We start from the raw sequence: 12,135 nt of genomic DNA, 5'->3' as shown, positions 1-12,135 counted from the left end.
CCTTCCGGCGAATTCACTTAGACCATTGAAAAGACATCATCATCGCAAGTAAAAAATTAACAAAGTATTGCCACAAATGGTTGTCCTTTATTGACAGCCGGGACCGCGGGAACAAATTATTTCTTTACCTTGCTAAGTGAAACAGTCGGCAATGCGGAGCACATTTACACTCCTTTCATTACTTATTTTTGGCTTTATCCATGGGCAGGACCTGACGGGTGTCTGGCAGGGACATTTCCGTGCCACCAATATGTCCACTCGCAGCTCACTGTTTGACGACCGGTATAAGTTCGAGGTACAGATCGCCCAGCATGACAAAACGATCGAAGCCGTCACTTACTCTTATCTTTCCTCTATTTTTTACGGTAAGGCAGCTGCCAACGGTGCGGTGAACCCTAAGACCAGCAAAGCTCTTTTACAGGAAGTAAAGTTGCTGGAAGTGCGCAACCAGTCGGGGGACGTTTGTATCATGACCTGTTTCCTCCAGTATTCCCGGTCCGGCAATGAAGAGTTCCTGGAAGGCAATTATGTCAGCATGAATGTGCGGGATTCCTCCAATTGCGGCCGGGGATCCATCTTCCTCCGTAAAGTGCCCCAGTCCGATTTTTATAAAGAGCCTTTCCTGGTCAAGCGGGAGAAAGAGCTGGATATGGCAAAGCACAGGAACCCGCCGCTGGCGGTCGAAACGGAAAAGCCGAAAAGCCCCGATGCGGGAAAGGCAGGAAATGAAACAGCAAGGCCGGCGGAGGTGGCCAAAGGAGGAAATAATGCGGGTAAACGGTCTGAGACAAAGAAGCCGGCCGATGTAGCTAAAACGACGAATGCGGGCAGAAAGCCGCCTCCTCCTGCTACAAGACGGACCGATACGTCCGGGGCAACCGCAAGGGCAGGCGCCAAACCATCTGCGGTAAGACCTCCCGCCAAAATAAAAGAGCCGGAAAACGCTCCCCTGGCGAAAGCCAGCATACCGCAGGCTCCTGCATCATCCACTGCCCGGATGGATTCCTCTACAGGCATCGGAAAGCATTTCTCCGTCATTACACCAAAAGTATTGCAGTCCAGGTCCACCGTGCTGACCAGAGCCATTACGGTGAATACACGCGAAGTTATTTTGAACATTTACGACGACGGGGCCATCGACCACGACACCGTGTCGATCTACCTGGATAAGAAAATGGTGATCTCTCACGCGATGCTGACGGACAGACCGCTGGTGGTGACGCTGCACCTGGATGAATCCGAGGACTACCATGAACTGGTAATGGTGGCGGAGAATGAAGGCGAGATCCCACCCAATACCTCGTTGATGATCGTCAAAGCAGGCGATAAAGAATACGAAGTGCGCATCACCTCCACAGAACAAAAGAATGCCATGGTGACGTTCAGGTACCAGAAGTGACCGCTCCTACAGTTCGATGTTTCCCCATGGTTGGATTGTCATTAACTTTATTCGTATGCGCCTCCTCTACCTGATCATATGCTGCTGGATAATGCCCTGCTGCCTCCTGGCAGAGAATATCGCGGGCATCTGGAAAGGGACGCTGACGCAGGGGCCCGGCGGCTGCTATCCCCGGTATTTCCTGGAGCTGCAGATCGATGTTACCAATGACCAGGTCACGGGCAGGGCTTATGACTATTATGATAAAACGCATTTCGTCAAGATGAGCTTTACGGGGCGCTATAATACCAGGACCCGGCGGCTGGTGCTGATAGAAGAACAGGTCCTGCAGGCAGACATCCCTGAAGACTGCGCCGCTTGTATCAAGACCTATGATCTGACCTATTCCCTGGAAGGTGCGGAAGAAGTGCTTCAAGGCGATTGGAAAGGAGTTATGCTGGGCAAACGGCTGCCATGTCCGCCTGGAAAGATAGTTTTAAAGCGGGCGACCGTTGCAGACTTCCCGGAGGAGACAGCTCAAAACGACACGTTGATACGCTTACAGCGGCAGCTGCATATCCAGCCGCGGGAGAAAGAAGTCATAAAAACCATCACGCTGAATAGCCCCGACGTAAAGATCGAGCTGTATGACAATGGGGAGATCGACCATGATACGGTGACCGTATTTATCAATGGAAAATTGCTGCTCTACCGGCAAATGCTGACCGACCGGCCGCTGACGATGAACGTCCACGCGATCGCAGGCACGGAATACGAGCTGGTGATGTATGCGGACAACCTGGGAGAAATACCCCCCAACACCGCGCTGATGATGGTGACCGCCGGGGCGCGAAAGATCGAGGTCTTTCTTACTTCCAGTGAGCAAAAAAGTGCGGCGGTACGATTTGTGTACAAACCGGATTAGCTTCAAGCCACAAGCTTCAAGCTACAAGTTAGATCTTAATAAGTGCTTCGCTTGCAGCTTGTAGCTCACAGCTTGCAGCTACTTTTTGGCAAAATTCACGGAATCGACGACCTCTCCGCAACCCAGCATCTTCGACTTATAGGTGGGATGCTTGTCCCCCAGGTAAGGGTTGACGATCTTCGATGAATTAGACAGCCAGAAGCCTTCTTCTTCCCCATTGAATGCCATTGGACAACGCTCATGGTACACGATCTCGGCGTCATAGCGCACCGTACGTATCAGGTCATACAGATAGCCGGTGAGCATATTCAACCCCCTTCTCTTTTGTTCGATATTCCCCTCTCCCACAATGCCTTTTGCTTCACTGCCCACGCTGGCAATAAGACTTTTCGCCGTATTGACGATGTCGCTGTCACCCTTGATCTGATCCACGGGCAAGCTATCGGTCCTGTGGGCCAGGGCATACGCCGCCTGATCCGCTTTTACGGTGTCCCATGCAACAAGAGCGTCCTTGAGGGCGTAATAATCGTTCAGCAGGCCGGCAAAAGCCGAGTTAAAAGAGCCTGAATTCTTACTGATTTTCAGGGCCTGATCGGGTTGGCCTGGTTGGGAGGCCTCTTTCTTTGATAATAGCTTCCAGCCAACCAGTCCTGCTATTACAAGTACTATGATCAATAAAACCAACTTCTTCATTAAGGAAATTTTCATAAAGGTAGCATAAAAATCTACTCATAGAACGGGCAGGGACATGGGGTTACAGTCTGTTTGCAGTACATTTGCACTCATGTTAGCAGGACTACAGAATGTAACTTTCGAATTCGGGGCCCGGACCATTGTACGCAACGCCACCTGGCATATCCAACCCAATGAACGTATCGGCCTCATCGGCTATAATGGTACGGGAAAATCCACCTTATTGAAATTATTTGCCGGCGACTACCGCCCTTCGGAGGGCACTGTGGAGCGGAGCCGCAGCACCAGCATTGGCTACCTGCACCAGGACCTGCTGAGCTTCGATACCAACGGCTCGATACTGGAGGTGGCCATGACGGCCTTCGACAGAGTGCTGCAGCTGGAAAAAGAGATCGACGTGCTGGGTAAGCGCCTGGAGCAGAACTCCGAGGACGAGGCCCTGCTCCACCAGTATACGGATGCCTTGCATGAAATGGATACCTTGGATGGGTACAGCATCCATCACAAGACGGAGGAGATCCTTCAGGGGCTCGGTTTTGCCAATTCCGACCTGCAAAGACCTTTCCGGGAATTCAGCGGTGGATGGCGGATGCGGGTATTGCTGGCCAAGATGATCCTCCAGCAGCCTGATCTGCTGCTATTGGACGAACCGACCAACCACATGGACCTTCCTTCCATCGAATGGCTGGAGAAATACCTGCAGCATTACCAGGGCTCGGTGATCATCGTCAGCCACGATAAATTCTTCCTCGACAAGATGGTGACCAAGATCGTGGAGCTGTACCAGAAAGAGCTGCACGTCTACAACGGCAACTACAGTTACTACGAGACGGAAAAAGCCATGCGGGTAGAGCTGCAGCAGCGGGCTTTCGAAAACCAGCAGGATTATATCCGCCAGCAGGAACGTTTTATCGAACGTTTCCGCGCCAAGGCCAGTAAGGCGGCAGCGGCGCAAAGCGCCATGAAGCGGCTGGATAAGATCGATCGCATCGAGGACGTGGAAATAGAACGTCCCAATATCAAGATCAACTTCCGGGTGGATAAGACGCCGGGACGCGTACTGGCGACATTGAAGCATGCCACGAAGCGATTCGGCAACCTCACCATCATTCAGGATACTTCGGTAGAAATTGACCGGGGAGACAAGATCGCACTGATCGGCGCCAACGGCAAGGGAAAATCCACGATGCTGCGCATCATCGGCGGCACGGAACCTTTCGAAGGCGAGCGGGTGTGGGGACACAACGTGGAAGAGAGCTTTTATGCCCAGCACCAATTGGAAGCGCTGGACGTGAACAATACACTTTTGGAAGAGATGCAGCTTTGCGGCAGCCAGAAAACAGACCTGGAGCTACGGGTGCTGTTAGGCTGTTTCTTATTCAGCGGAGACGATGTGGACAAGAAGATCAAGGTGCTCAGCGGTGGCGAAAAGGCCCGGGTGGCGCTGGCCAAGACCATTGTCAGCAAGGCCAACTTCCTCTTGCTGGACGAACCTACCAACCACCTGGACATGCATTCCTGCGACCTGCTGATCGAAGCGCTGAACAAATACGAAGGCAGCTTTCTGCTGGTAAGCCACGACCGGTATTTCATCTCAAAGACAGCCAATAAGATCTGGGAGATAGACGAGCACCGTCGCATCAGGGAATTCAAGGGCGGCTACGAGGAATATGTGGAATGGAAGGAAAGGATGGAGGCGGCTCAAAAAAAAAATTCCCTGACCGCGGCTGAGCCTGTCGCCAAACCCGTTCAGACAGCCCCTGCGCCCGTGAAGGCAACGCCTCCGCCCCCGCCAGTCAACAAAGAGCAGAAAAAAGAGCTACAGAAACAACAACGGATCTTCCAACAGCTGGAAGAAAAGATAGCTACTCTCACCCGTCAAAAAAGCCAGCTGGAAGCATCTCTGGCGGATCCTGCAACGTATTCCGACAGGAATAAGTTCGTACAGGCAGAAACGGATTATAAAAAGGCCAGTGAAGAGCTAAACAAGGCCAACAAGGAATACGAACAGGTCTTCGAGAAGATCATGGAGCTGGAAAAAAACCAGTGACCGATGCCGATATGAACAGCCTAGCGAGATACTTTTTTACCGTGCTTTTACTGATGGTGACCGCCGGAAGCGTTCTTGCGCAGTCGCCGGGCAAGCGTCCCAGGATCGGGCTAACCCTCAGCGGGGGTGGTGCGAAGGGCCTCGCCCATATCGGCATACTCAAAGCCATCGACTCGGCGGGGCTGAAAATTGACTATATCACGGGGACCAGTATGGGCAGCATCCTCGGCGCATTGTATGCCGTAGGGTATTCCGCTGACAGCATTGAAAGGATTGCCCGCCGGATCGACTGGGACCTGCTGCTCTCCAACCAGTCCACCATGCGCAGCATGATCATGGAGGAAAAGGACGAATATGGCAAATATGACATCGAGCTGCCCTGGGTGAACCATTGGTTCCGTATTGCCACGGGTGTAATAGAAGGGCAGGAACTCTGGCTCAAATTCGCGGAACTATTCCGTCCCGTTTATAATATCAAGAACTTCCATAAATTTTCCATTCCTTTCGAATGTGTCGCCACCGATGTGTCCACGGGCGATGCAATGGTGCTGGACAGCGGTGAGATCGTTTCGGCCATTCGCAGCAGCATGGCCATTCCGTCCCTCTTTACCGCCGTTGGCTACAATGGCCGCAAATTAGTGGATGGCGGCGTTGTCCGCAACTTCCCGGTGCAGAACGTACGTGACATGGGGGCCGACCTGGTGATCGGCAGCAATGTATCAGGCGCCCTGCGTACTTCGGAGCAGGTGACCAATGCCATCCAGGTCCTGCTGCAGGTGGCATTTTTTCGGGAGGCGGAAGACACGCGCAAACAAATCCCGTTATGTAATATTTATGTGCATCAGCCCCTGGAAAAGTTTGGAATGGGCAGCTTTGGCGAAGCCGATCAGATCATCGACACGGGTGTCACGGAAGGGCGCAGACTTTATCCGGTCTTCAAGCGGCTGGCCGATAGCCTGAATGCTATTTACGGTCCACAGGAGATTTCCGGGAACAGACTTCCCGCCGAAATACCCGTCAAGATCTCATCCTTCGAGGTGAAAGGGACGGAAAGAACATCGGAATCATTTTTTATCCAGGCGACGGGGCTGGAGGTCAACCGGTATTATTCCGCACAGAATCTTTCCCGGATGGTGCGCCGGGCCTTTGGCACCCGCTATTACAACCGGATCACGTATTCCCTCGAACCACTTGGCAGTGGCGACAGCAACCGTGTCATTTTCGAAGCGACGGAGAACCCGCTCACTTTTGCGAAGATCGGCCTCAATTACAACCAGTTCAGCGGCATCAGCGCTATCATCAATCTTACCAGCCGGAATTTCTTTACGCCTACGTCCCGCAGCCTGGTGACCCTGAACATCGGGCAGAATTTCAGGATGCGGGCCGAGCACCTCCAATATTTCAGCCGGGGTGGTAAATTTGCATTTATCCTTGGAACACAGTTCGATCAATTCCGCATCACCAGCTATAATGCCGGCTTCAAGGAAGCAGGTCTTTACGACCAGAATTACTTCAAGCTGGACGGCAAGTTCAGCTATTCCACGAACAGGGATCTTAGTTTCGGGCTTGGCAGCAGATTTGAATGGATACATTACGATCCCTCGATCACTTCCAGCCTGGAGTTCAAAGGACGGAACGATTTTATGACCAGCTATTTCTTTCTTCGCCACAACACCCTTGACAGGCCCGTCTTCCCTCGTAAAGGAACGAAGATCGAAGCTGAGGCGGACTATGTCTTTGAGCAAAGCCCTCATGCGCAATATTTCGCCTCCAATACCACGCGCAACGACACTAGCTTTTCGGACAAACCCTATCAGCGGGTGTTGTTCAGCCTGGACAGGTACACGCCGCTCGCCAGGCGCTATACCCTGCTGACGCATGTACAGGCCGGCATGAATTTCAACTACCTCCGCAACATCATGAATGAATTTTCCATCGGGGGGCTCACGAGTAATTTCCATAACCAGGTGACTTTCGCTGGTCTGCGGGAAGGGACCTTCTATTCTTCCAGCCTGGCCTCCATGCTGGTGGGATTGCGCTACCAGCTGTTCAGCAATACCTTTATCACCGGCAAAGCCAATATACTCTTCAATAATTTCATTACGAACAACCAGACTTTCTTTACTACGCCGGACTTTCTTTCCGGGTATGCGCTGACATTCACCTACAATTTTGCGCTGGGGCCGCTGGAGGTGAGCGCTATGTATTCCGATCAGTCCAAAGAGGTACTGGGATACGTGAATATCGGGATACCTTTCTGACAGCTCATTCCCTCGCCTTCACAAAATCACTGACCAGATAGCTGATGAGCTTCCCGGTCATGGGATCGTTGCGTCCGTCATCCAGCGTGGCGGCGCCTTCGCAGATATGCAGATAGGCTACTTTAGAATCCGTAGCCGCCAGCGTCAGGTATTGACGGGCATTGAGCGGGGTAAGTCCCGATGGCGTCATGCCGGCGCTAAGCGTATTCTGAATGCTATCCAGGTCCAGCTCCAGCCCAATATAGCCGTCTTCAGTAAAAGAAGTGGCATGGGCGACAGCCTGGATGAAATTCCGCTTCTCCAGGATGAAGATATCCTCATAGGTGATGAGATCGATAAATGGGTTGTTGACGATGTCCAGCCAAACATTTTGCTGAAGATAGTTCTCATGTACGCCGAGGACGCAGTATTTCTGCAGATATCCATCCTCTTCGGCATAACGGAAGCCATTGCCGCTGTGCCTTCCTTCTGCGGGCCTGAAATCGGTGTGGGCATCCAGGTTGACACAGTTGATCTGCGCCAGAGGTATCAACCCCGCCTTGTACAAACCTTTGGCGGAACCCTTGATAAGAGGATAGGAATTATTGTGACCACCTCCGATGACGATGGGGATCTTACCGCTGGCAGTGATGACCTTCACCAGGTCTTCCACGGCCTCGTCGATGGTATGCAGGGCATGGCGGTATGCTTCCTGTTTCTCCTGCCCATCGTGCGCATTGGCTTCTATCAGCCGCTGCACTTCGCTGAAATCGAAATGGCCCAGTACGAGGATATTATCGCCTGTGAAAAAATCATTGCTTTGGATGTTCAGGAAGCAATCCAGGAACGGCAACCAGGCGGTCGAGCTTCCTCCCTGGCTGCCATTGGCGCGGGCCCCTACATCTTCGGGCACGCCTATCAATATATATTCTGCGGTGGTTTTTTCAATGGAGGAGGTCAGGGACCTGGCATCGGCAATCGTCAATACCTGTTCGCCTAGTTTCGTCTCAAATTTCCGGATATGGGTCCGGGAGAGGATATCCTGTTTGGTATAAACGCGAAGGTATTGCATATAGGTTCTTTTTATGAAGAGATCTTATTATCGACGATCCTGAGTATCTCCGCCTCGGCGGCGGCGGTCTTTATTTCCAGATCCTTTCCACGCGAGAGTACCTGCTCCACCCATTGCCTGTCCTCATAGCCGGCGGCATTGATACGTACGTTGAGCCAGGCGCCCATGACAGCGGTGCGGGCACAGAGGGCGCCCACGCCTGCATCAGATACGGAATTGGGATTGCCGGTTTCCGCCATGGCGCGGATGGTCTCCATGCTGGCATAGGCCAGCTCCATTACCCGTAAAGGTACTTCGATAGCGACTTTTGTAACCGCCTGGATGGCTGCCGTACGTGCGGCTTTCTCTTCCGGCGTAGATTTGGGCAGACCAAAAGCGGCCATGATGCCATTGAAAGCGCGGGTATCGGCGTCTACCAGGCTGAGCAGCTCTTTTTTATGTGCCTGACCTTTCTCTGCCCAATCGCTGAACTCTTTCCACCGGCCATCCCATCCTTTTTTATGAGCGGACAGGTTGGCTACCATAGTGGCTAGGGCGGCGCCCAGGGCGCCGACATAGGCTGAAATAGAACCACCACCCGGCGCAGGGCTTTCGCTGGCCGTTTCGTCGGCAAAGTCTACAAGGCTCTTGCCAACCAGCGTATGATCGGAGTCGTTAGCGAGCAGATATTCTATGATGCGTTCCTCTGGTTTGAAAGGTGCCAGTTCATCCAGTCCCATGGAGAGGATGGCGATGCGGATCAGCTCTTTTTCAGAGACGCCTGTAGAGCGTTGTTGCTTTTCCAGGAAATAGCGGCCGGCATCCAGCATGGCCTGCAGGGGGATCAAACCCACCAGCTCGCTGCCTGTCACGCGAAGCCCTCTTTCTGTCGCCGACCTGCAAACTTCATCAAAGGCAATGTGCACCGGTGTCACGCTGATATTCGTCAGGTTCATGGAGATCTGGGCGATGCCATATTCTTCGATGTACCAGCCGATGGCTTTGACGGCTTTCAGCCGGCCCGGGGTATGAATAGGCTTTCCATCGGCGCCCGTCACTGGCTTACCTGTTATAGGATCGCCTTCCCTGAGTACGCGACCGGCCTCCCTGACGTCAAAAGCGACAGCATTGGCACGACGGGTGGAAGTGGTATTGAGGTTGACGTTGTAGGCTACCAGGAAGTCACGCGCCCCTATTACAGTGGCGCCCCGGCGGGCATCGAAGACCGAAGGTCCAAAGTCGGGCGCCCATTCCGGCAGCTGGATCTTTTTAAAAAAACCTTCGTATTCACCGGCCCTGATGACGGAAAGATTGCTGCGGTTCTTGTCAGGCTGTGCGGCTTCGTATAAATAGACGGGGATCTGAAGCTCCTCTCCTACCCTTTTAGCTAATTGCCGCGCCCATGCGGCCACCTCTTCCATACTGATACCTGCGATGGGTATGAGAGGACAGACATCCGTGGCTCCCATGCGGGGATGCTCACCTTTATGTCGTGACATGTCGATAAGCTCGCCGGCCTTTTTGATGGCTCTGAATGCCGCTTCGACCACGGCAGCCGGGTTGCCTACGAAGGTCACCACGGTACGATTGGTGGCTTTGCCCGGGTCCACATTCAACAGGCGAACGCCTGTTACGGTCTCTATTTCACCGGTGATCTGCCGGATGATATTACTATCTTGTCCTTCGCTGAAATTTGGTACGCATTCGATGATTTGATACGCCATAGGGTGGCAATTTAAGCAAACTGGTTCATTTTGTCAGTCATTCTCCGCCAGCCTTCTCCTTGGACGGATAAAATCCAGGGGATTACTGATGAAATATCGTCCAAGGATACCGAGGAATCCGGGGTAGTCCCGGAGACGAACGCCCCTGCTCTTCAGCGCCACCGCAAAGGCCAGGGAAAAGCTGACAAGAAAATTCAGGAGGCCGATGCCCAGCACGCCGCCGATGACGGTGGCAAGATACCAGGGATTGACGTGATGGAAGCCCAGGCTATACATCGCCAGGGCGGTATTGCCGGCAGAGATGGTAATATGCCGGATATCGAAATGAATGCCGAAGATCTCACCTACGAATCCCGCCATTCCCAGGAAGAAGCCAAGGGCCACATTTCCCACGAGGGCGCCGGCATTCTTTTCCACGTAATCGGCCAGTTTTTTTAATCTTTCCTGCCGCATGGATATCCGCAAAACAGGATGCATCTGCAATCGCCGGGAAATGTGTCCATACTGGATCTTGTTCTGCACATAGCCGGCGATGATACCGCTGAGAAAAAGGAAGAAGCCAGCGTTGCAGGCGTACAGCAGGGACAAGCTTTGCCAGGGATGCTGGTCCTTCAGCATCCGCAGCGCCACTTCTCCGTTCACCAGGGGCGTGCCGAAGATCTTATCATAGGCCCAGGCCAGGCCAAAGGTACCGGGGAACACGATGAGCAGATTGCCAGCAAAGGAAGCTATCTGGCTGCGGGAGACCTTTGCAACGGTGACGGCCAGGTTGTAGAGATTGGGCTGCCGGGTATTGCGGCGTGTATCCAGGCTGCCGGCCACGGCGCTGGCCGTGAAAGCGGGCTGCTTGGTAGCCAGGGTGGTATGGGTCTCTTCAATGAGGATAAAGCCCAGGCTGTAGTTGACGCTGTAAGCAAATCCATGCCAGAAGAGTGCCATCGGCAGCCTGGTAAGCAGGTTTTTGATAATAACCACCAGGCACACCCAGGCGCCGCCGCCCATCGCGCTCACCAGCATGGCACGGTATTCCGCCCAGGTTGCCGTGATATATTTATTCCCTTTTGCCCCTTTGTGCTCCGCGATCTGGTAGGCCAGGTACCCCATGGTCTGGGACATGAACTCCAGGAGACTGTTCTTTCTGTTCTCGTTACGGACCAGCATGCGGAAGAAGTCGACGAACTTGCCTGCATCAAAGGAATGATCTTTATCCAGCAGGTCCGTGAGAATGGACATCCGTTCCAGGCGATTGGCCAGGAGGATCAGGATATAGGTCTGATGGAGGCTGGCGCCCCGCTGAGTATGGTTCTCCCGGATGAATTCCAGACTGTCATAACACTGGGCAAGCGTCTGGTTGATCTTTTCTGTAATTTTTTTGAGGGCGATATGGTCTGGTGAAGAAGGGAACAGCAGCTCCTGCTCCATCTCATGTATATGGTAATGCTGTGCTACGAAGGGGTTTTCTTCCTTTTCTCCTTCCGGCATATAGTCCTGCACTTCCTTTTCCAATCCCAGCTGGGCCACCTGGAAGCTAAGCGTCCTCAGGGAGTACAGCAGCTGGGAAAGTATGCGCCGGTCGTCTATGTGCAGGCTGAGGCCAATGCTTTGGAAGAAGAGCACCCAGTCTTCGCGGGGGATGTCTTCTACCCATTTATAGTCATCATTGTGAAAGAAGACCCGGTTCAGGACATACAGGAAGTCATTTTCATTCCGTAAAGTCGGCAGCAGCTTGTGCCGCAGCCTTCCAAAGAATTCCTGCCAGAAGCCGCGGGCCAATGGTATACCGCTCTCCGTCAATGCGGACGAAAGGTCAGTACGCACCAGCTGGGAAAGAATGGCGTGCTGCAGGTTGCTTAGCAGCACAGGACTTTGGTGAAGAGCTGCGGTAACGCGACGAATATTCTCGGCGGCTGGGCGCCGGCCGGGTGAGGAGGACGGCCGTATAGTGGATAAAAAGGACACGAGAAAGTCAAGTCCCTGCTGGCTGTCCGATATGGGAAGGATGGTGCTCCTTTCAGATACAGTCCGGATAAAATCTGCTTTTCCCTTTTTCTTGCGTCCAAACATGCTAAAAGCT

8 protein-coding genes are annotated in these 12,135 nt (G+C 53.1%); 4 read left to right on the top strand and 4 right to left on the bottom strand.

Features of this window, described 5'->3' with window-relative positions:
* Positions 1 to 151 precede the first annotated feature (151 nt).
* Positions 152 to 1,399 carry a hypothetical protein gene (locus Q4E93_RS12650; RefSeq protein WP_303585690.1) on the top strand — a complete coding sequence of 416 codons (1,248 nt, stop codon included), beginning with the start codon at positions 152 to 154 and terminating at the stop codon, positions 1,397 to 1,399.
* A 55-nt stretch (positions 1,400 to 1,454) separates the two neighbouring features.
* Positions 1,455 to 2,303, top strand: a complete 849-nt coding sequence (locus tag Q4E93_RS12645) for a hypothetical protein (protein WP_303585688.1) — start codon at positions 1,455 to 1,457, stop codon at positions 2,301 to 2,303.
* Between the two features lie 78 nt (positions 2,304 to 2,381).
* Here Q4E93_RS12645 and Q4E93_RS12640 read toward each other — a convergent pair whose 3' ends face one another.
* Entirely contained in the window at positions 2,382 to 2,996 is a 615-nt protein-coding gene (locus tag Q4E93_RS12640; protein ID WP_303585686.1) for a DUF3347 domain-containing protein, read from the bottom strand.
* A 91-nt stretch (positions 2,997 to 3,087) separates the two neighbouring features.
* Here Q4E93_RS12640 and abc-f point away from each other — a divergent pair, with 91 nt between their 5' ends.
* Together abc-f and Q4E93_RS12630 are read left to right on the top strand one after the other, a co-directional pair.
* Complete coding sequence (gene abc-f, locus Q4E93_RS12635; RefSeq protein WP_303585684.1) at positions 3,088 to 5,046, top strand: ribosomal protection-like ABC-F family protein; 1,959 nt, start codon at positions 3,088 to 3,090, stop codon at positions 5,044 to 5,046.
* Between the two features lie 11 nt (positions 5,047 to 5,057).
* Complete coding sequence (locus tag Q4E93_RS12630; protein WP_303585682.1) at positions 5,058 to 7,307, top strand: patatin-like phospholipase family protein; 2,250 nt, start codon at positions 5,058 to 5,060, stop codon at positions 7,305 to 7,307.
* A gap of 4 nt (positions 7,308 to 7,311) precedes the next feature.
* Here the strand turns inward: Q4E93_RS12630 and Q4E93_RS12625 are convergent, their stop codons facing one another.
* From Q4E93_RS12625 to Q4E93_RS12615, 3 genes are read right to left on the bottom strand one after another with little or no spacing between them, the layout of a single operon-like run.
* On the bottom strand, positions 7,312 to 8,358 hold the full coding sequence (locus Q4E93_RS12625) for a formimidoylglutamase (protein WP_303585681.1): 1,047 nt from the start codon (positions 8,356 to 8,358) through the stop codon (positions 7,312 to 7,314).
* Between the two features lie 11 nt (positions 8,359 to 8,369).
* Positions 8,370 to 10,061 carry a glutamate formimidoyltransferase gene (ftcD, locus tag Q4E93_RS12620; protein WP_303585680.1) on the bottom strand — a complete coding sequence of 564 codons (1,692 nt, stop codon included), beginning with the start codon at positions 10,059 to 10,061 and terminating at the stop codon, positions 8,370 to 8,372.
* A 33-nt stretch (positions 10,062 to 10,094) separates the two neighbouring features.
* Entirely contained in the window at positions 10,095 to 12,125 is a 2,031-nt protein-coding gene (locus tag Q4E93_RS12615) for a site-specific recombinase (protein WP_303585678.1), read from the bottom strand.
* Positions 12,126 to 12,135 lie beyond the last annotated feature (10 nt).

This window comes from Flavitalea plasmicola, from assembly GCF_030546645.1.
GTDB lineage: Bacteria > Bacteroidota > Bacteroidia > Chitinophagales > Chitinophagaceae > Puia.
The sequence above is the reverse complement of the archived record's forward strand: the minus strand, read 5'-3'. Positions and strand labels throughout refer to the sequence as shown.

What these genes read in the sequence shown, in the direction of transcription:
- Q4E93_RS12650 (WP_303585690.1), top strand. Translation starts at nt 152, where the DNA reads ATGCGGAGCACATTTACACTCCTTTCATTACTTATTTTTGGCTTTATC.
- Q4E93_RS12645 (WP_303585688.1), top strand. Translation starts at nt 1,455, where the DNA reads ATGCGCCTCCTCTACCTGATCATATGCTGCTGGATAATGCCCTGCTGC.
- Q4E93_RS12640 (WP_303585686.1), bottom strand. Translation starts at nt 2,996, where the DNA reads ATGAAGAAGTTGGTTTTATTGATCATAGTACTTGTAATAGCAGGACTG.
- abc-f (WP_303585684.1), top strand. Translation starts at nt 3,088, where the DNA reads ATGTTAGCAGGACTACAGAATGTAACTTTCGAATTCGGGGCCCGGACC.
- Q4E93_RS12630 (WP_303585682.1), top strand. Translation starts at nt 5,058, where the DNA reads ATGAACAGCCTAGCGAGATACTTTTTTACCGTGCTTTTACTGATGGTG.
- Q4E93_RS12625 (WP_303585681.1), bottom strand. Translation starts at nt 8,358, where the DNA reads ATGCAATACCTTCGCGTTTATACCAAACAGGATATCCTCTCCCGGACC.
- ftcD (WP_303585680.1), bottom strand. Translation starts at nt 10,061, where the DNA reads ATGGCGTATCAAATCATCGAATGCGTACCAAATTTCAGCGAAGGACAA.
- Q4E93_RS12615 (WP_303585678.1), bottom strand. Translation starts at nt 12,125, where the DNA reads ATGTTTGGACGCAAGAAAAAGGGAAAAGCAGATTTTATCCGGACTGTA.